17 protein-coding genes are annotated in these 17,958 nt (G+C 31.8%); 13 read left to right on the forward strand and 4 right to left on the reverse strand.

Annotated features, from left to right (window positions below; all coding sequences use genetic code 11):
- Nucleotides 1-450 precede the first annotated feature (450 nt).
- The gene (gene murQ, locus CELLY_RS01180) at nt 451-1,266 is read right to left on the reverse strand and encodes an N-acetylmuramic acid 6-phosphate etherase (protein ID WP_013619822.1); all 816 of its coding nucleotides are present in this window, start codon (nt 1,264-1,266) and stop codon (nt 451-453) included.
- Between the two features lie 137 nt (nt 1,267-1,403).
- Here murQ and CELLY_RS01185 point away from each other — a divergent pair, with 137 nt between their 5' ends.
- On the forward strand, nt 1,404-3,128 hold the full coding sequence (locus tag CELLY_RS01185) for a glycoside hydrolase family 3 protein (protein ID WP_013619823.1): 1,725 nt from the start codon (nt 1,404-1,406) through the stop codon (nt 3,126-3,128).
- Nucleotides 3,129-3,131: 3 nt separating this feature from the next.
- Nucleotides 3,132-4,208, forward strand: coding sequence for an anhydro-N-acetylmuramic acid kinase (locus CELLY_RS01190; protein WP_013619824.1), 1,077 nt, complete (start codon nt 3,132-3,134; stop codon nt 4,206-4,208).
- A gap of 3 nt (nt 4,209-4,211) precedes the next feature.
- On the opposite strand, the gene CELLY_RS01195 is transcribed toward CELLY_RS01190, so the two are convergent.
- Nucleotides 4,212-5,453 carry a multidrug effflux MFS transporter gene (locus CELLY_RS01195; protein ID WP_262486354.1) on the reverse strand — a complete coding sequence of 414 codons (1,242 nt, stop codon included), beginning with the start codon at nt 5,451-5,453 and terminating at the stop codon, nt 4,212-4,214.
- Between the two features lie 126 nt (nt 5,454-5,579).
- Between CELLY_RS01195 and udk the strand changes: the two genes are divergently transcribed.
- The 11 genes from udk (at nt 5,580) to CELLY_RS01250 (ending at nt 16,059) form a co-directional block, all read left to right on the forward strand.
- On the forward strand, nt 5,580-6,188 hold the full coding sequence (gene udk, locus CELLY_RS01200) for a uridine kinase (protein WP_013619826.1): 609 nt from the start codon (nt 5,580-5,582) through the stop codon (nt 6,186-6,188).
- A gap of 7 nt (nt 6,189-6,195) precedes the next feature.
- Nucleotides 6,196-6,528: an FtsB family cell division protein gene (locus CELLY_RS01205; protein ID WP_013619827.1), complete on the forward strand. Its 333-nt coding sequence runs from the start codon at nt 6,196-6,198 to the stop codon at nt 6,526-6,528.
- A complete protein-coding gene (locus CELLY_RS01210; RefSeq protein ID WP_013619828.1) occupies nt 6,521-7,885 on the forward strand; it encodes a methylmalonyl-CoA mutase subunit beta in 1,365 nt (454 codons plus the stop codon). The genes CELLY_RS01205 and CELLY_RS01210 overlap by 8 nt, the downstream gene beginning before the upstream one ends.
- A complete protein-coding gene (scpA, locus tag CELLY_RS01215) occupies nt 7,878-10,025 on the forward strand; it encodes a methylmalonyl-CoA mutase (protein WP_013619829.1) in 2,148 nt (715 codons plus the stop codon). The genes CELLY_RS01210 and scpA overlap by 8 nt, the downstream gene beginning before the upstream one ends.
- A gap of 190 nt (nt 10,026-10,215) precedes the next feature.
- The gene (locus CELLY_RS01220) at nt 10,216-10,989 is read left to right on the forward strand and encodes a ParA family protein (RefSeq protein ID WP_013619830.1); all 774 of its coding nucleotides are present in this window, start codon (nt 10,216-10,218) and stop codon (nt 10,987-10,989) included.
- Nucleotides 10,989-11,894: a ParB/RepB/Spo0J family partition protein gene (locus tag CELLY_RS01225; RefSeq protein ID WP_013619831.1), complete on the forward strand. Its 906-nt coding sequence runs from the start codon at nt 10,989-10,991 to the stop codon at nt 11,892-11,894. The genes CELLY_RS01220 and CELLY_RS01225 overlap by 1 nt, the downstream gene beginning before the upstream one ends.
- Nucleotides 11,887-12,534 (forward strand): DUF5683 domain-containing protein, encoded by a 648-nt coding sequence (locus CELLY_RS01230; protein WP_013619832.1) that lies wholly within the window; start codon nt 11,887-11,889, stop codon nt 12,532-12,534. The genes CELLY_RS01225 and CELLY_RS01230 overlap by 8 nt, the downstream gene beginning before the upstream one ends.
- Before the next feature lie 2 nt (nt 12,535-12,536).
- Nucleotides 12,537-13,238, forward strand: coding sequence for a 4-hydroxy-tetrahydrodipicolinate reductase (gene dapB / locus CELLY_RS01235; protein ID WP_013619833.1), 702 nt, complete (start codon nt 12,537-12,539; stop codon nt 13,236-13,238).
- A 102-nt stretch (nt 13,239-13,340) separates the two neighbouring features.
- Nucleotides 13,341-15,035, forward strand: a complete 1,695-nt coding sequence (gene lepB / locus CELLY_RS01240) for a signal peptidase I (RefSeq protein WP_013619834.1) — start codon at nt 13,341-13,343, stop codon at nt 15,033-15,035.
- 84 nt (nt 15,036-15,119) lie between these two features.
- Nucleotides 15,120-15,752, forward strand: coding sequence for a WbqC family protein (locus CELLY_RS01245; RefSeq protein WP_013619835.1), 633 nt, complete (start codon nt 15,120-15,122; stop codon nt 15,750-15,752).
- Nucleotides 15,745-16,059: a DUF6122 family protein gene (locus CELLY_RS01250; protein ID WP_013619836.1), complete on the forward strand. Its 315-nt coding sequence runs from the start codon at nt 15,745-15,747 to the stop codon at nt 16,057-16,059. The genes CELLY_RS01245 and CELLY_RS01250 overlap by 8 nt, the downstream gene beginning before the upstream one ends.
- On the opposite strand, the gene CELLY_RS01255 is transcribed toward CELLY_RS01250, so the two are convergent.
- Together CELLY_RS01255 and CELLY_RS01260 are read right to left on the reverse strand one after the other, a co-directional pair.
- A complete protein-coding gene (locus CELLY_RS01255; RefSeq protein WP_235183523.1) occupies nt 16,042-16,893 on the reverse strand; it encodes an endonuclease/exonuclease/phosphatase family protein in 852 nt (283 codons plus the stop codon). The two genes, CELLY_RS01250 and CELLY_RS01255, sit on opposite strands and share 18 nt — an antisense overlap.
- 182 nt (nt 16,894-17,075) lie before the next feature.
- On the reverse strand, nt 17,076-17,957 hold the full coding sequence (locus tag CELLY_RS01260; protein ID WP_013619838.1) for a rhomboid family intramembrane serine protease: 882 nt from the start codon (nt 17,955-17,957) through the stop codon (nt 17,076-17,078).
- Nucleotide 17,958 lies beyond the last annotated feature (1 nt).

Genomic DNA, 17,958 nt, shown 5'->3' on the forward strand with positions numbered 1-17,958 from the left:
AGTCAATTTTTGTAAAGATTATGGCAACTTGGGGAATTGCTATAAACTTTAGAGTAATTTTGTAAAAACTGTATTTTTAAATCATTATAACTCTTAGGTCTATATTAACGTCAAAAAATGTAAAATAGTGTCCTATTTTATGTATTTAATCTATAAAAGTACATTATACAACAGTTAACGCCATATAACACAACTTTAAACAGTAAGTAATTAACTACAAAAATAAGAACATTTTTTAACTTTACAACCTAAAAAACAAAGAACCTAAACCACTATATTTTGTTTTATTTACAACATAAGTAAAACAAAAAACACAGTAACCCATATATTTATAATGTGTTACTGTGTTTTTAAACTTATTGTTTTTTTGATGTATTGCTACTAAAATTATAAAACGTAATGCAAATGCACCTTTTTCATTTATAATATTAAAAAATAAATTATAAATGATTATTTTTTATAAGACTCTACTGCTTTTTTTACTGATCCGTACTTTTTAAGTAAAGTTTCAGCTTCTGTGTAAGGAATATTTAACTCTTCAACTACATAACGAGCTCCACGGTCTACCAACTTATCATTACTAAGCTGCATATTTACCATTTTGTTTCCTTTAACCCTACCTATTTTTATCATTAATGCTGTAGAAATCATATTAAGCACCAATTTTTGTGATGTTCCACTTTTCATACGTGTGCTACCAGTTACAAACTCAGGACCTACCATAACCGCAATTGCAATTTCTACGGCTTTTGTTAGTGGTGAGCCTGGGTTATTAGTAATACAAGCTGTTAACAATCCGTTTTCCTTAGCTCTTGTTACGCCACCTATTACATAAGGTGTTGTACCAGATGCCGCAATACCCACAACGGTATCATTCTGGTTAATACCGTAAGCTTGTAAATCTTTCCAAGCTTGCTCTTTATTATCCTCTGCATTTTCTACCGGCAATCTAATTGCTGTGTCGCCACCCGCTATTATACCTATAACTTTGGTGTGTGGCAATCCAAAAGTTGGCGGTATTTCAGAAGCATCTAAAATACCCAACCTTCCACTAGTTCCTGCACCTATATAAAATAAACGCCCTCCCTTATTAAAGCGTTCTGTTAATGCATCTACCAGTTTTGTAATCTCAGGAATACATAATGCAACAGCATCTGCAATTTTTTTGTCTTCATTATTCATACTAGTTAAAATGGTACTAGTATTCATTAATTCTAAATCTGTATAGTTTGATGAAGTTTCGGTAACTTTAGTGTAGTCTAACATGTAATATGTGTGGTTGTTATTCTAAATTTTTATCAAATTTAACCCTTTTTATCTTTTTTAATTAGTTTTTTTAAAAGTCGATTTAATATCAACCTATAAAAAACCTATTTTAGCATAACAACTTACATTATTACATTATGCTTAATTACCCTAAAATTTTATTTGACTTAAAAACCAACAAAATTTCTTTTTTTCTTGTATTAATTTTATTTATCAGCTGCAACAATACACCTAAAAAAACAGCTATTACCCAAAATGAAAAACCAAAAAGTTTACACGTAATAGAAGCTTATGCAGCAGCTACAAAACAACTTACAACAGCAGAAAAAATTGGACAACTTTTTATGCCTGCTGCTTATATTAACGACACTGAAGAAGAAATTGTAAAACTAGAACAACTTATAAAAGACCAAAACATTGGTGCGCTTTGCTTTTTTAAAAGTAGAACTAGCGCAGCTGCTAACAACGACGCACAAAATAAAAGCGACACACTTAGTTTAAACAGATTAAAATCTTTAATAAAAAGATACCAAAAAGCTGCTAAATATCCTTTGCTAATTGCTATTGATGCAGAATGGGGATTGGCAATGCGTGTAGACAATACTCCGCAATACCCTTATGCTATTACACTTGGCGCAATGCAGAATAAAGATTCTCTGATATATGAAGTTGGCAAAAACATTGCTAAAGATTGTAAAGATGCTGGTGTACATTGGAACTTGGCTCCAGTTGTAGACATTAATAACAATCCTAAAAATCCGGTAATTGGCTATAGGTCTTTTGGAGAAAACAAAGAACTAGTAACTAAAAATGCCATTGCTTTTGTTAATGGTATGCAAAGCCAAGGTATTATTAGCTGTCTTAAACACTTTCCAGGTCACGGAGACACAGCTACTGACTCGCACATTGGATTGCCTGTAATAAATAAGTCCAAAGAAGCTTTATTAGCAAATGAGTTATACCCTTTTCAGCAACTTATAAATAACGGAATAGAAAGCGTAATGATAGGCCATTTGGCTGTACCTTCACTAACCGAAGAAAAAAATACACCTACTACCCTATCTAAAAAAACAATAAAAGGACTTTTAAGAGGAGAAATGAATTTTAATAATGTAGTAATTTCTGACGCCTTAAATATGCGTAGTGTATCTAAACTATACCCTACCAAAGGAGAATTGGAGTGGATTGCCTTTGATGCTGGTAATGATGTACTATGTTTTGCAGAAAATACTAAAGAAGGTATTGCTACTATTTTAAAAAATGCCACAGAGCAACAAATTGAAGAAAGCTTTAAAAGAGTGTGGCAGCTTAAAGAAAAAGCAATGAATACTATTGTTAGTCCGTCTAAAGAGTATTACACTTCAAAAAGTTTAAACACAAAATTAGCTGCAGAAAGTTTAACTGCTGTTAAAGGTGATACCAATACGATTACTAATTTTAAGTCTGATGGATTTGCTGGTATTGAGATAACTAGTAATAAAGAGAATCTTTTTTTTAATACGATAAAAGAAGAATTAAAATTTACTAGCTACAACACAACCAAAACTACAGTATCTAAAATAAAAGATGCTGTAAAAACTGAAGAAAATATAGTTGTAGCTTTATATCCGCCAAGTATTAAACCTAAAAATAACTTTGGAATTTCTGATAATGAATTACAGTTATTAACCAATTTAATGGCTACTAAAAATGTAATACTATATGTATTTGGTAACCCTTATGTACTAACTACAATAGATACTAGTAATGCTAAAAATATAATAGTTGCATACCAAGACTTTCCTGTTTTTCAGGAATATGCTGCAGAACATTTTTTAGAAAAGGTAAATGCTAAAGGAAAACTATCCGTTTCAATAGATTAATTTATGCATACATACAACGTAATAGGGTTAATGTCTGGCACGTCTTTAGATGGTTTAGACCTTGCGTATTGTCAGTTTTTAATAAAGGATAAAGATTGGGAATTTAAAATCCTAAACACAAAAAGTGTAGATTATACGCCTCAATTTAAAGCGCAATTAAAAAATGCTATAAATTTAGCTGTTCCAGAGTTTACAGAGCTGCATAACTTTTATGGCTCTTGGCTAGGGGAACAGGTAAATTTATTTATTAAAGACTATAATTTACAAGTAGACTTTATTGCTAGTCACGGACATACTACACACCATAAACCAGAAAAGGGTTTTACTTTACAAATTGGATCTGGACAACATTTGGCAAATGTCTGCGGCATAAAAACTATTTGTGATTTTAGAAGTAATGATGTTGCCCTTGGCGGACAAGGTGCTCCGTTAGTGCCAATTGGCGATATGCATTTATTTTCTGAATATGATTTTTGTCTTAACCTAGGAGGTATTAGCAATGTATCATTTCAACAAAACAATAAAAGAGTAGCTTATGATATAGGCATAGCTAATATGGCCTTAAACTATATTACCAATAAAATAAATTTAGCTTACGACAAAAATGGGGAACTCGGTAAAAGTGGTGTTTTAAATAAGGAGTTATTTTATACTTTAAATAACCTAACTTACTACAAACTACCTTACCCAAAATCTACAGGATATGAGTGGTTTAAAAAAGAAATTATTCCTGTTTTAGAAAACACTAAAGACACAACAGAAAATATTTTACACACTTTAATACAGCATATATGTAGTAGCATTTCTAATGATTTGTTGGCTGCATCTACAAAAAAAAATAACACATTATTAGTTACTGGAGGCGGCGCTTTAAATGGCTTTTTAATGAATACTTTAAAAAGTAAATTAGGAACTAGTTTTACAATAGATACCACATCTAAAACTGTAATAGAATTTAAAGAAGCATTAATTTTCGCTTTTATGGGAGTATTGCGTCATTTAGAGCAACCAAATGCATTAGCCTCTGTTACTGGTGCTAAAAAAGATTCTAGTTGTGGTGTAATATATATTCCGCAGTAAAACTTATTTAGACAAAGCAGCTGTTCTTGTTTTTTTAATAAGCATAAATATAAAAAGAGATAAACTACCACAAACAGCTAAACCTACAAACAAAGGTAATACTGTTGTATGCACATAACTACCTATTAGGGTTGCTATTGGTATAGATATTAAAGTAGACACAAAACCATTTATAGCAGCACCAACACCTGCAATATGCCCAATAGGCTCCATTGCTACCGATCTAGAGTTACCCCAAATAAACCCTAAACAAAAAAACTGTATTGCTAAAAAGCCTATTAAAATTGGTAAAGGTGGGTTTGCTGCACCCCAAAATAAAATAGAATATGTTATACTTATTACACAAAACAAACTCAGTGCAATAAAAATTAATCTTCGCATTCCAAAGCGTAATACCAATGTACCATTTAAAAAAGTTGCAGAACCTATAGATACTGCCAAACCAGCAAATATATACGGAAACTCATTTACCAAGTTAAACTGATCTTCAAAAATATGTTGAGCCGCACTTAAATAAACCAAAAAGGCTCCAGTAATTAATCCAGATATTAATGTAAAAGCAATAGTTTCCTTATATTTTACAAACTCCTTTAATCCATCTAAAAAAATAGACCACGTAAACGGAATTTTAAATTCTGGCTTAAGCGTTTCTTTTTGTCTTTTCCAAAACCAAATAGATACAATTAAAGCAAAAAATAATTGCACATAAAATATAGCTTGCCAATTGTACATATTTAATACAGTTTTTCCAACCGCTGGCGCTACAACAGGAACTAAAATAAAAAAGGCCGTTACAAAAGACATTATTTTTGCCATATAATCTCCTTTGTACATATCTCTAATTATAGAAATTGTAATAGTTCTGGGTGCAGACAACCCTATTCCTTGAAAAATACGGCCAACTATCATAACCTCTAAAGATGTTGCATTTACGCAAACAATACTAGCTACAGTAAATATGGTAAATCCTGTATACACTATTGGTTTTCTACCATAACTGTCTGATAGCGGTCCAAAAAACAATTGACCAACACCTAAACCCAAAAATATCATTGTAATTAACATCTGATTTTTTGTGGGGTCAACACTATTTATAGCTTCTCCTATATAAGAAATTGCAGGTAACAAAGCATCTATTGCTAAAGCCACAATAGACATTAACGATGCCATTAAGGCTACAAATTCAAACTGTTTTTTTGAAGAGTTTTTTTGCATCCTGCAAAAATAACTTACTTGCTTTAAAATAACAGGCTAACAACATTAAATTTTAAGTTAAAGTAAGTGCGTTTAACGTAATAAAATCAATACTAAACGTAATAATCAAAAATATATAATTGCAAAATTGTATTTTTGACAAAAAAAAATAAATTTATGTTAATAATTGGGATAGCTGGTGGTACTGGTTGCGGAAAAACAACTGTTGTAAACCAGATTATTAATGAATTACCAGATGATGAAGTATGCGTAATTTCTCAAGACTCTTACTACAATGATCTTTCTCATTTACCATTAGAAGAAAGAAGAAAAACAAATTTTGACCACCCGCTTTCTATAGACTTTAAATTATTAAAGCAACATTTAGAAGAATTAAGACAAGGTAATACAATACAACAGCCTGTATATTCTTTTTTAGAGTGTAACAGAACAGCAGAAACTGTGCCTACAGAGCCTAGAAAAGTAGTAATTGTAGAGGGTATTTTAATTATGACAGATCCTGAAATTAGAAAAATGATGGATATTAAGATTTTTGTACACGCAGATTCTGATGAGCGCTTAATTAGACGTATAAAAAGAGATGTTAATGAACGTGGCTGGAATTTAGATGAAACTCTAGAAAAATACCAAAGCACTATTAAACCAATGCATGCAGAGTTTATAGAACCTAGTAAAGAGTATGCAGATATTATTATACCTAACAACAAACACAATACAGTTGCTATAGATATTGTACGTACCATTATAAACGAAAAATTAGTGTAACTTTTAGATGATATTTAAAAAGCTTAGAAATAAAAAATGGTTTGGTATAGCTACAAATATGTATGTGCTAGTACTCACCGTTTTTGTTATTTGGATGATTTTTTTTGATACAAACTCGCTCTTTATCCACAACGAATTGCAAAACCAAATTGAAAGTTTAGAAAAGCAAAAAGAATACTTAAAGGATGAGATAGCAAGGGATAAAAAAATTATTGAAAAACTAAGCGACCCTAAAGAGTTAGAGAAATTTGCTCGTGAACAATACTTTCTTAAAAAGAAAGATGAAGAAATTTATTTAATAGAATACCAAGACAGCATAAAAACTAAAGAAGATGAGTAAAACAAAATTATTTAATGATTTTTCTGAAGTGACTACCAAGGAATGGAAACAAAAAATTCAGGTAGATTTAAAAGGTGCTGACTATAACAACACACTAGTTTGGAAATCTCCAGAAGATATTAAAGTTAAGCCGTTTTATAACATAGATGATTTAGACGGAAAAACTACAAATATTAATACTCCAGATTGGAATATTGGTCAGGCTATTTTTGTGCAAAATGAAAATGCTTCAAACAAAAAAGCCTTAGATGTATTAGACAGAGGTGCAGAAGATTTAATTTTTACCATACCAAATGATAGTATTAAGATTGATGTGCTTTTAAAAAACATTGATCTTAAAAACAGAACGGTTTATTTTTTCTTTCAGTTTTTATCATCAGAATATATTAGCAAAATTGATGCATTTACCAAAGACCAATCTGTAACCGTACATTACAATATAGATATTATTGGTAATTTAGCTAGCTCTGGAAACTGGTTTCACAGCCTTGCTAAAGATCACCAAGAACTAGATAAAATTGCTGCAATTACCAGCACTAAAAATACTATAGGTGTAAACGTTAGCACATACCAAAATGCAGGCGCAACAATGGTACAACAGCTAGCTTATGCAATGGCACACGCAAATGAGTACTTAAATCATTTTAAAAACAGTACCATTCCTAATATAACATTTACTGTAAGCGTATCTGGCAACTACTTTTTTGAAATAGCAAAACTTAGAGCTTTACGTTTATTATGGAAAACACTAACTGCAGAATACAACACAAATGCAGACTGTACTATTTTAGCTCTGCCTAGTAAACGAAATAAAACGTTGTACGATTATAATGTAAATATGCTACGTACAACTACAGAATGTATGGCAGCAAGTATGGGTGGTGCAAATACAATTTACAACTTAGCTTATGATGCTATTTACCATAAAGATAATGAGTTTGGAGAACGTATTGCACGTAACCAATTACTTATTTTAAAAAAGGAAAGTTATTTAGATGTGGTAAACAACCCTGCAGATGGTGCATATTATATAGAGTCTCTAACGCATCAATTAGCAGAAAAAGCGTTAGAACTTTTTAAATCTGTAGAAGCAACAGGCGGGTTTTTATCAAACTTAAAATCTCATCAAATACAGAAAAAAATAAAAGAAAGTGCCGCTAAAGAACAAGAACTTTTTAATACAGAAAAAGAAGTTTTGGTTGGCACCAATAAATATCAAAATAAGGAAGACAAAATTAAGGAAGACTTAGAGTTATACCCTTTTGTAAAAACAAATGCACGTAAAACTTTAATAGAACCAATTATTGAAAAGAGATTGGCAGAAAGCCTAGAACAAAACAGATTAAAAGATGAGTAGAAAAGATTTACAACACTTAGAACTAAATATAGATAACAGTGCTAAAAAATCTGATACTTCAATTTTTAACACTGCAGAAGGTATTCCTGTAAAAAAAACATACACTAAACAAGATTTAAAAGGCGTAGAACATTTAAACTTTGCTGCTGGTTTGGCTCCAAACTTACGGGGCCCATACTCTACTATGTATGTGCGTAGACCATGGACAATAAGGCAATATGCTGGTTTTTCTACTGCAGAAGAGAGTAATGCTTTTTACAGACGTAATTTAGCTGCTGGCCAAAAAGGGTTATCTGTTGCTTTTGATTTACCTACGCATAGAGGGTATGATAGTGACCACGAACGTGTAGTTGGAGATGTTGGTAAAGCTGGCGTTGCCATTGACTCTGTAGAGGATATGAAAATTTTATTTGGTGGTATTCCGCTAGATAAAATGTCGGTTTCTATGACTATGAATGGTGCTGTTTTGCCCATTTTAGCGTTTTATATTGTTGCTGCACAAGAACAAGGTGTTGCGTTAGACCAATTAGCAGGTACTATACAAAATGATATTCTAAAAGAGTTTATGGTGCGTAATACATACATTTACCCACCTACACCATCTATGCAAATTATTGCAGATATTTTTGAGTACACTAGCCAGTTTATGCCTAAATTTAACAGTATAAGTATCTCTGGCTACCATATGCAAGAGGCTGGTGCAACAGCAGATATAGAACTTGCTTATACCTTAGCAGATGGTTTAGAATATATTAAAACCGGACTAAAAACTGGTATGGATATAGATAGTTTTGCTCCTCGCCTATCTTTCTTTTGGGCTATAGGAATGAACCATTTTATGGAAGTTGCAAAACTACGTGCTGGCCGTATGCTATGGGCTAAACTGGTAAAGCAATTTAACCCAAAAAATCAAAAATCTTTAGCATTACGTACACATTGCCAAACTAGTGGTTGGAGCTTAACAGAGCAAGACCCATTTAACAATGTTGCCAGAACCACAATAGAAGCTGCCGCTGCTACCTTTGGAGGTACGCAAAGTTTACACACCAATGCTTTGGATGAAGCAATTGCTCTACCAACAGATTTTTCGGCTAGAATTGCACGTAACACACAAATTTACTTGCAAGAAGAAACTAAAATTACAAAAACTGTAGATCCTTGGGCTGGTAGTTATTATGTAGAAAAACTTACTGAAGAAATTGCACAAAAAGCTTGGACACTAATTGAAGAGGTGGAAGAATTAGGGGGTATGACCAAAGCTATAGAGGCTGGTATACCTAAAATGAGAATAGAAGAAGCCGCTGCAAAAAAACAAGCTCGTATAGATAGTAATGAAGATGTAATTGTTGGTGTAAATAAATACCAATTAGAGAACGAAGATGATTTACACATTTTAGAGGTAGATAATGAGCAAGTACGCAAGCAACAAGTAGAGAGACTTTCACAAATTAAAAGCACCAGAAATGCTAAGTTAGTTACGCAAGCTTTAGAAAATTTAACTAAAGCTGCCCAACAAAGTAAAAATAACACTACTAGTAAAGAACCTAATAAAAATTTACTAGCTTTAGCTGTAGAAGCTGCTAAACACAGAGCAACATTAGGAGAAATTAGTGATGCTTTAGAAAAAGTTTATGGCAGACACAAAGCAAAAATACAATCATTTACAGGCGTGTATTCTAAAGAAATTAAAAACGATGAAAGCTTTAAAAAAGCTTTAACAATGGCAGATGCTTTTGCTGAAACCGAAGGAAGAAGACCAAGAATTATGGTTGCTAAAATGGGACAAGATGGTCATGACCGTGGTGCAAAAGTAGTTGCTACTGGTTACGCAGACTTAGGTTTTGATGTAGATATAGGTCCACTTTTCCAAACACCAGAAGAAGCTGCCAAACAAGCCGTAGAAAATGATGTACATATATTAGGTGTTTCTTCATTAGCTGCTGGTCATAAAACTCTTGTACCTGCAGTTATTAAAGAACTTAAAAAACACGGCAGAGAAGATATAATGGTAATTGTTGGTGGTGTAGTGCCTAAACAAGATTACCAGTTTTTGTTTGACGCAGGAGCTGTTGCTGTTTTTGGACCTGGAACAAAAATTAGTGATGCAGCTATTCAAATTTTAGAAATTTTAATGGCATAATTTTTTGCCCTTGTTTTAAAATAAAATGCGCTGAAAATGAGTTAAAAAATTAATATTTAACCGTAATTTTGGCGCTATAAAAACAAAAACAGCTGTGTATAGCTGCTTTTTATTTACAAACTATTAACAACTTCGGTTTTATATAGTCGTAAAAAAGTGTATTTTTAGCCTCACTAAACTTACTATGACAATGGGCAAAATAATAGCCATAGCTAACCAAAAAGGTGGAGTTGGAAAAACAACCACCTCTGTTAATCTTGCAGCTTCTTTAGGCGTACTAGAGAAAAAAGTACTGCTAATAGATGCAGATCCCCAAGCAAACGCAACTTCTGGCTTAGGTATAGATGTTGAAAGTGTTGAAGTTGGTACGTATGAATTGTTAGAGCACACCAAATCTGCTTCTGAAACAATTATGTCTACCACATCTCCTAATGTAGATTTAATTCCGTCTCATATTGACTTAGTTGCAATTGAGATAGAATTAGTAGACAAGGAACAACGGGAGTATATGATGCGCAAAGCAATTGGTGAACTTAAAGATAAGTACGACTATATTCTTATAGATTGTGCTCCTTCCTTAGGACTTTTAACGCTAAATGCACTAACAGCGTCTGACTCTGTTGTAATTCCAATACAATGTGAGTATTTTGCATTAGAAGGACTTGGTAAATTGTTAAATACTATTAAAAGTGTGCAAAAAATTCATAATCCAGAATTAGATATTGAAGGTTTACTACTTACAATGTTTGACTCTAGATTAAGATTATCTAACCAAGTAGTAGAAGAAGTTAAAAAACATTTCTCCGAAATGGTTTTTGATACTATTATACAAAGAAATGTTAGATTAAGTGAAGCTCCTAGTTACGGTGAAAGCATTATTAAGTATGATGCCAGTAGTAAAGGTGCTGCCAATTACTTAAATTTGGCAAACGAAATAATGAAAAAAAATAAGGAGAAAGTATAATGGCGAAAGCAACAAAAAAACAGGCTCTTGGTAGAGGTTTATCTGCCTTACTTAAAGATCCTGAAAATGATATTAATTCTGCTGATGATAAAAATGCAGACAAGGTTGTTGGTAATATAATTGAATTAGATTTAGATTTAATAGAAGTTAACCCTTTTCAGCCAAGATCTCATTTTAATGAAGAAGCTTTAGTAGAACTTTCTACATCTATAAAAGAACTAGGTGTTATACAGCCTATTACTGTACGTAAATTAGAATTTAACAAGTACCAACTTGTTTCTGGTGAACGTAGATTTAGAGCTTCTAAACTACTTGGTTTAGAAACAATACCTGCATACATAAGAATTGCTAACGACCAAGAATCCTTAGAAATGGCTTTGGTAGAAAATATCCAAAGGCAAGACTTAGATCCTATAGAGATTGCATTATCCTACCAAAGATTAATAGACGAAATACAACTTACTCAAGAAAAAATGAGTGAGCGTGTTGGTAAAAAAAGATCTACCATAACAAACTATTTACGTCTTTTAAAATTAGATCCTATTATACAAACCGGAATTAGAGATGGTTTTGTTAGTATGGGCCACGGTAGAGCATTAATAAATGTTGAGAAAAAATCTGATCAGATAGATTTGTACGAGAAAATTGTAGCCAATAATTTATCTGTAAGAGAAACTGAAAAAGCTGTAAAAGAACACCAAGAAGGTGGTAAGTCTGCAAAACCTACTGCAAAAAAAACTACTAAATCTCCAGATTTTGTAAAAGAAGGCTCTGCTAAAATAGAAAAACATTTAGCCACCAAAGTAGCCGTAACTGCTACAGAAAAAGGAAAAGGAAAAATTACAATTTCGTTTACTTCTGCAGAGGATTTTGATCGATTAAAAAAATTAATTACTGGTGCTTAAAAACCTAACTACTATACTATTTTTTAGTTTTTTTGTTGCTTTAGGTTGGTCTCAAGATCTTGAAAAACCTAAGCAAGAGAAAGATTCTATTGCGCAAGATTTAAAAGGTAAAGGTGTACTTGTAGATGAAGCTTTTATAAGTAAAAATCAAAGAATAGACCCTCTAGAACCAAGTAAAGCAGCTTTTTATTCTGCCATATTACCAGGTTTAGGACAAGTTTACAACGGAGACGTTTGGAAAGTTCCTTTGGTCTACGCTGCAATAGGTACTGGTGTATATGCATACAGTTTTAACAACAAGCAATACAACAGAACCAGAGATGCTTTTAAAAGAAGAAAAGCTGGTTTTATGGATGATGAGTTTTATGCCTTTAATGGGCAAGAAATTGACCCAGGAAACCCAAGGTTAGATGATGATGATTTACAAAGAGCACAAGAACGCTACCAAGAAGACAGAGATTTATCACTACTAATTACAATTGGACTTTATGCTTTAAATATTATTGAAGCCAATGTAAAAGCACATTTAAGACAGTTTAATGTTGATGACAACCTTAGCTTTAATATTAAACCTTATTTAGAATACAACACTATTACAGCAGATCCTAATTATGGTTTTGCTCTACAAATAAAATTTTAAGTATGAATATAGCTTTGTTCGGTTACGGAAGAATGGGGAAAATGATAGAACAAATAGCCATTAATAGAAACCATACTATTGTTGCTAAAATTGATGCAGACACTAAAGAAATAGACTTTTCTAATATAGATGTTGCTATAGACTTTAGCTTACCAGATGCTGCTTTTAGCAATATTGAAAAATGTATAAACAATAACACTCCTATTATATCTGGTACTACTGGATGGTTAAACAGGTATGATGAAGCTGTTACGTTATGCAAGCAAAAGCAAGGTGCTTTTATTTATGCATCTAACTTTAGCTTAGGCGTTAATATCTTTTTTGAATTAAATAGCTACTTAGCTAAAATGATGAAGTCTTTAGAGCAGTACAATGTTACTATGGAAGAAATTCATCACACAAAAAAATTAGATGCCCCTAGCGGAACGGCAATTACACTTGCTGAGGGCGTATTAGAACACTCTAAACACAAAGGCTGGCAACTTAATAACGCTGATGAAAATCATATACCCATTGTAGCAAAAAGAATACCTGAAGTACCAGGTACACATACTGTAAGCTACAACAGTAAAGTAGATAGTATAGATATTACACATACTGCACACAACAGAGAAGGTTTTGCTCTTGGCGCTGTTATAGCTGCTGAGTGGATTGTAGGTAAAACTGGTGTTTTTTCTATGAAAGATGTTCTGGAGCTTAATTAAAAGTTAAAAATCGACCGTAAGTTTACGGTTTTGCAAAAAATAATTTAGTTTTAAATATTAACTTTTAAAACAACAATAGGTTTTAAACCATAAAATAAAAAAATGAATATAACTCAGTGGATCATTTTTATCCTAATTATACAAGTAATACACTTTTTAGGAACTTGGAAATTATATGTAAAAGCAGGCAGAAAAGCTTGGGAAGCTGCAGTACCAGTATACAATGCTATTGTTTTAATGCAAATTATTAGAAGACCAAAATGGTGGGTTATTCTTCTATTTATACCTATAATTAACCTTTTAATGTTTCCTGTTATATGGGTTGAAACCATAAGAAGTTATGGTAAAAATAGCTTAGTAGATACTTGGTTGGTGATACTAACACTTGGGTTTTATATTTATTACGTAAACTACGCATTAGATGTTAAATACATAGAAGACAGAAGCCTACACCCTACTACAGGATTGGGAGAATGGGTAAGCTCTATTGTGTTTGCTATTGTTGCTGCAACTTTTGTACACACTTATTTTATACAACCATACGTAATCCCTACATCTTCATTAGAAAAAACGCTTTTAGTTGGCGATTTTCTGTTTGTAAGTAAGTTTCATTACGGGGCACGCACACCTATGACTACAGTTGCCGCTCCTATGGTACATGATACATTACCAATTGTAGGATTAAAATCATACTTAAACAAACCACAATTACCATATTTTAGATTACCTGGTTTTCAAAAGATAAAAAGAAATGATATTGTTGTTTTTAGCTGGCCAGCAGATACAGTAAGGCAATTTTTTGTAAAAGAAAAGGGAGTAAGAAAACCAATAGACAAAAAATCTAACTACGTTAAACGTTGCGTTGGCGTACCAGGCGACACTATCTCTGTTGTAGATGGTTATGTACATATTAACGGAGAAAAAACAATTTTGCCAGATAGAGCTAAACCTATGTTTTTTCATGTAGTAACTACCAAAAATGCATTAGACAACAATGTACTTAACGCTTTAGGTAGAAAAAACTTTACTGGCTATACCATACGCATACCTAAAGAGGTTTTACAAAAAAACAATGTGCCAGAACTAATGGAAAAAGGCACAAGTTTAGATGAAATTAAACAAGATTCTGCTTATGTCTATTACACAGGAAGTTTTGCAAGTGATAAAATAAAAAACTATTTAAAAGCTGAAGACGTAAGAAATATGAACCTTTTTAACCTTACTGAGGCAGAAGCTAAAAAGATTCAGAAATTAACAGCTGTAGAAAGTATTACTAAATTTAGCTTTAAAAAGCCATCAACAAAAATATTTCCACAAAATGCTAATTTAGCAGGAACAGAAGATAACTTAGGACCTATTTACATTCCTAAAGCTGGTGCTACAATTAACTTGAACGCTAAAAACTTGCCGCTTTACAAAAAAATAATAACAGAGTATGAAGGCAATACTCTTGCACAAGCTGGCAACCAAATCACTATAAACGGTAGTGTAGCAGATAAGTATACTTTTAAACAAGATTATTTTTGGATGATGGGTGATAACAGACACCAATCTGAAGATAGTAGATACTGGGGCTTTGTGCCAGAAAACCATATTGTAGGTAAACCGGTATTTATTTGGATGAGTATAGATGGTATTAATGATGGTTTTGCAAACTGGAAACCTCGTTGGAACCGTTTTTTTACCACTGTTGGTGGCTCTGGAGAACCAGTTTCTTATTTAAAGTACTTTTTACTAATATTAGTAGCGTATTTTCCTTTTGACTATTTTAGAAAAAAGAAAAAGAAAACCAGTTAACAACACACTAAATAAAAATTACCAAAGGTGAAGATGTAGATTTACTTATATACTCACCTTTAATTGCTTTAACATATAAATATAATGTCTGTTTTACTTCATCCTGGATATTTTTTAAATATTGCAAATTTTGTTGCTATAGCAAACAACAATGTATGTTGGGAAGTAAATGATAATTACCAAAAACAAACCTTTAGAAATAGGTCTTATATTTCTGCAGATGTAGGCAAACATATGCTAAACATACCTATAAAACACGTTGGCAAAGATAAAGGCAAGCAAAAATACAAAGATGTAAGGGTAGAAAATGATTATGCTTGGCAAAGACAACATTGGAGAACCTTAGAAACAGCCTACAGAACATCTGCTTTTTTTGAGTTTTATGAAGACGAAATTGCTCCGTTTTATGAAAAAAAACATAACTTTTTACTAGATCTAAATTTAGAAACCACTGCTCTAATTTGTGATTGTTTGCAAATTGATATGCCACAAGAGAAAACTACTACTTTTGAAAAAGAACCTAAAGACTATATAGATGGGCGCTTTTTAATATCATCTAAAAATAAAATAGACTTTAAGCAAGAAAATTATTTTCAGGTATTTAATGATCGTAATGGTTTTATAGAAAACTGTAGCATATTAGATTTATTGTTTAATGAAGGAACAAATGCATTGACCTATTTACAAAACCATAATATAGCATTTAAAAATGCTTAGATTCTGCTTACATTATGGTATACATTTTATAGCGCCTATTGTAATTGGTTATTTCTTTTACAAAGAGCAACGCTTAAGGGCTATTATAATACTTTTAGCTGCTATTTTAATAGATTTAGACCACTTACTTGCCACACCTATTTTTGAAGCCAATAGATGCAGCATTAACTTTCATCCATTACATACTTATTGGGCAATGGGTATATATATTTCTTTATTATTTTTTAAGAAAACAAGAATTTTTGGCATAGCATTATTACTACATATGCTTGCAGATTTTGTAGACTGCTTATTTATTAATTCTTAAATTAAAACTAGCCATTACAGGAAAATGGTCTGATAATTTATTATCATAATTTTTATGTGCGATAACTTCAAACTCTTTGCTCGCCAAAATAAAATCTATACGAACTGGGTAATATTTAAAATTATAAGTTCTGCCATAAGCAGATCCTTTTTCATTAAAAGTATCTAGTAAATCTCCCTTAATTGTTCTGTACACATTAGAGTATTGATTGTTATTAAAATCCCCGCAAACAATAGTTTTATATGGGTTTCCCTTTATATGCTCTTGTACAATTTTGGCTTGGTCTTGCTGCTTTTTAAAAGACTTTGTAATTCTACCGTATAATTTAGAAGACTCTTCATTAGAAATTGTCTCCATATCTGGCACAACCTTTAAAGACTCTAAGTGCAAATTATAAACCCTTATTGTATCGTTCTTATAAGCTATATCTGCAAAACTAGCAATGTTGTTTGTAAGCTTAAATGGCAACTCACCTGTGTTTAGTATTGGGTATTTAGAATATATAGCTTGGTTTACTTTATTTACATAAAATCCGGGTGCAACATAATTGTATTTATACCTGTGCTTCAATTGGTGGTAGCGAACCCTACTAAACTCTTGTATACAAATAATGTCTGGGTCTTCTTTCAGTACAAAGTCAATAATTTTATCTCCCAAAGCCTTATCACTAGACCATTCATATTTATTAAATCCTCTAGTATTGTAAGTCATTACAGTTAAACTAGTTTCATTATTCTTTTCTGTAGAAAAATTAAATTTTATAAATGAATCTACTAAAAAATAGCCTAAAAAAAGTACAAGTGCAGAAAGTAAAATTCTTTTATTTTTAGCCAATAGCCAATACAAGCAAAAAAGAATATTTACCAAGACCAACAAAGGCAATGACAAACTAAAAACTGATAAAAATGGAAGAATTTTGACCGAAACATATGGTGCTAAATAAGAGATACAAAGCAGTAATGCAAACAAATAATTGAGAACAAACACAAATCTGTTAAAAAAAGATTGCTTTTTCACTAGTCCTCTTTACCTGCTATAAATAAAAAATCTTTTTCTTCTTTAGATAAACTCTCGTATCCAGATTTGCTAATTTTATCTAAAATAGCATCAATTTTACGCTGTTTATCTGCTTTTTTACGGTCAACGTTAGCTGTGGTAGAGCCAGTAGTTTTAGACTTAGGTTTTGCGCTTTTATAAACCGTTTTCATAGGCGCTTTTTTATCTCTCCTAAATAAATTTGCTATGCTATCCATAAACCTACCAAAACCAGCTCCTATATCTTTGCCATTCATAAGTTGCTTGGCGTAAAAATAACCTAATGCTGCACCACCTAAGTGACTCAGCATACCTCCTACATTTTGCCCATTAGACAACCTTAACAAATCTAAAACAACAATAATAACACCTAAATGCCATAATTTTAAATCTATAATTAGTAAACGTACAGTTTGGTTTGGCAAATAAGTACATACATAAATTAAAATTGCAGTTACGCCTGCAGAAGCACCTATTAATACTCCATTCTGATTTAGCAAAGCAGGTATTGTATTATAGCCTATCATAAACAGAAACCCGCCTACTATTACGCCTAAAAAGTATACATTTAAAAACTTTTTAGCATCAAATAAATTTAAAAATGTTCTTCCAAAAAAGTATAGCATTAGCATATTCCAAAAAATATGACCAAAACCACTATGAAAAAAAGAATAAGTTACTATAGACCAAGGTTGCAGAATAAAATCACCAATATTTTCTGGCAAATTAAACCAGTTTACAATGTTGGGCAATCTAAAAAGATTAACCAATATTAAATTAAGTAGAAAAATAACAACATTAATAGCTATTAATTTTTCAGCAATATTTAATCTTGCGTATTGATATTTTAAATCTCCGTTCATT

Origin of the sequence: Cellulophaga lytica DSM 7489 (assembly GCF_000190595.1) — a bacterium.
In the GTDB taxonomy this organism is placed as follows: Bacteria; Bacteroidota; Bacteroidia; order Flavobacteriales; family Flavobacteriaceae; genus Cellulophaga; species Cellulophaga lytica.

Coding starts and splice junctions, on each gene's coding strand:
- murQ (WP_013619822.1), bottom strand. CDS start 1,266: ATGTTAGACTACACTAAAGTTACCGAAACTTCATCAAACTATACAGAT.
- CELLY_RS01185 (WP_013619823.1), top strand. CDS start 1,404: ATGCTTAATTACCCTAAAATTTTATTTGACTTAAAAACCAACAAAATT.
- CELLY_RS01190 (WP_013619824.1), top strand. CDS start 3,132: ATGCATACATACAACGTAATAGGGTTAATGTCTGGCACGTCTTTAGAT.
- udk (WP_013619826.1), top strand. CDS start 5,580: ATGTTAATAATTGGGATAGCTGGTGGTACTGGTTGCGGAAAAACAACT.
- CELLY_RS01205 (WP_013619827.1), top strand. CDS start 6,196: ATGATATTTAAAAAGCTTAGAAATAAAAAATGGTTTGGTATAGCTACA.
- CELLY_RS01210 (WP_013619828.1), top strand. CDS start 6,521: ATGAGTAAAACAAAATTATTTAATGATTTTTCTGAAGTGACTACCAAG.
- scpA (WP_013619829.1), top strand. CDS start 7,878: ATGAGTAGAAAAGATTTACAACACTTAGAACTAAATATAGATAACAGT.
- CELLY_RS01220 (WP_013619830.1), top strand. CDS start 10,216: ATGGGCAAAATAATAGCCATAGCTAACCAAAAAGGTGGAGTTGGAAAA.
- CELLY_RS01225 (WP_013619831.1), top strand. CDS start 10,989: ATGGCGAAAGCAACAAAAAAACAGGCTCTTGGTAGAGGTTTATCTGCC.
- dapB (WP_013619833.1), top strand. CDS start 12,537: ATGAATATAGCTTTGTTCGGTTACGGAAGAATGGGGAAAATGATAGAA.
- lepB (WP_013619834.1), top strand. CDS start 13,341: ATGAATATAACTCAGTGGATCATTTTTATCCTAATTATACAAGTAATA.
- CELLY_RS01245 (WP_013619835.1), top strand. CDS start 15,120: ATGTCTGTTTTACTTCATCCTGGATATTTTTTAAATATTGCAAATTTT.
- CELLY_RS01250 (WP_013619836.1), top strand. CDS start 15,745: ATGCTTAGATTCTGCTTACATTATGGTATACATTTTATAGCGCCTATT.
- CELLY_RS01260 (WP_013619838.1), bottom strand. CDS start 17,957: ATGAACGGAGATTTAAAATATCAATACGCAAGATTAAATATTGCTGAA.